This is a genomic window from Acinetobacter sp. 228 (genome assembly GCF_048147885.1).
The window spans coordinates 1-1,516 of sequence record NZ_JAYWYV010000216.1; the positions used below are offsets into that span (position 1 = coordinate 1).

The window sequence follows — 1,516 nt, forward strand, 5'->3', positions numbered from 1 at the left end:
AAATAAGCGGCTTTTATAAAACAATTAAATTATTGGGCCGTATAACCGCCATCCATCACGACAGCTTGGCCTGTTACCCCACCTGCTTTTTCACTCGCAAGGAAAATTGCATAATCAGCGATTTCTTCAACAGATAGCAAACGCTTTTGAGGAACCATTGCCAAAATTACATCCTCAAGTGCACTGTCTAAACTTACATTACGGGTTTTAGCCAAATCTGCAATTTGCCCACGAACCAATGGTGTATCTACATACCCCGGGCATAAAGCATTTACCGTAATACCGTCGCGTGCACATTCTAATGCGGCAACTTTTGTTAGACCAATTATTCCATGTTTAGCGCTGTTATAACCTGCCTTTCCAGCGAAACCAATCAAGCCATTAATTGAAGCCATATTAATAATACGACCATATTTTTGAGCTTTCATGATTGGAAAAACATGTTTAATACCAATAAATGCCCCAGTTAACATGACTTGAACTAACTTTTGAAAAACAGCCGTTTGAAATTCTTCAATAGGCGCAACATGTTGGAAACCAGCATTATTAATTAAGATATCAACCGTACCAAAGTTCTTTTGAGTAAGCTCAATGGCTTGTTTATAAGCGTCTTCATCGGTCACATCGCATGGTGCAGATAATGCGTCAAAACCTTGCTCTTTAAGTGAGTTTGCCGTTTCTTGGCACTTTTCGGCATTCATATCAGAAATAACAACTTTGGCTCCTTCTTGAGCAAATTTCTTAGCAATCTCTAGACCGATACCACTTGCAGAACCTGTAATAAAAGCGACCTTACCGTCTAAAAGTTTTGTCATTTATTTACTCCTTAATACTTATATCGTGCTGATTTAAACAATACCCGTTACGGTAAAGACCGTAATCACCACAAATACCGCTAATGTCTTAATTACCGTGACTGCAAAAATATCTTTATACGATTGTTTATGGGTTAAACCTGTAACAGCGAGTAAAGTGATAACAGCACCATTGTGCGGTAAGGTATCCATACCGCCTGATGCCATTGCAACCACACGGTGCATGACTTCTGGTGGAATACCCGCAGCTAAAATCGCGGCGTTATATTGTTCAGCCATCGCACTTAAAGCGATACTCATACCACCAGAAGCTGAACCGGTAATACCTGCTAAAACAGTTGTTGTCACAGCCCCATTTACTAGTGGATTTGTAAAATTACTGCTCATTGCATGACTAATCATGGCAAAGCCCGGTAATGACGCAATAATTGCACCAAAACCATACTCAGATGCGGTATTCATCACTGCTAAAAGTGAGCCACCAATACTGGCATTAATGCCTTCTTTAAAGTTCGTCACTACACGTTGGTAATCAAATAAAATTGCGGAAATAATCCCGACAATCAGCACAAGACCAACTGCCCAGATCGCACCGGTTTTTGCAACATCTACGGTGTAATCCGCTAATCCAACTGCGGCAAAATCAAAACCATTTGGATACCACTCTTTGATTGCTTTAGACAAATATTTGTTCATTACGG

General features: G+C 40.1%; 2 protein-coding genes. Both read right to left on the reverse strand.

The genetic code is table 11. The features are described from left to right. Positions 1-29 precede the first annotated feature (29 nt). Positions 30-815 (reverse strand): 3-hydroxybutyrate dehydrogenase, encoded by a 786-nt coding sequence (locus VXQ92_RS17510; RefSeq protein ID WP_265642975.1) that lies wholly within the window; start codon positions 813-815, stop codon positions 30-32. Positions 816-848: 33 nt separating this feature from the next. Continuing rightward, positions 849-1,516 (reverse strand): GntP family permease (locus VXQ92_RS17515; RefSeq protein ID WP_416682677.1); only part of this gene is annotated, 668 nt, incomplete at its 5' end.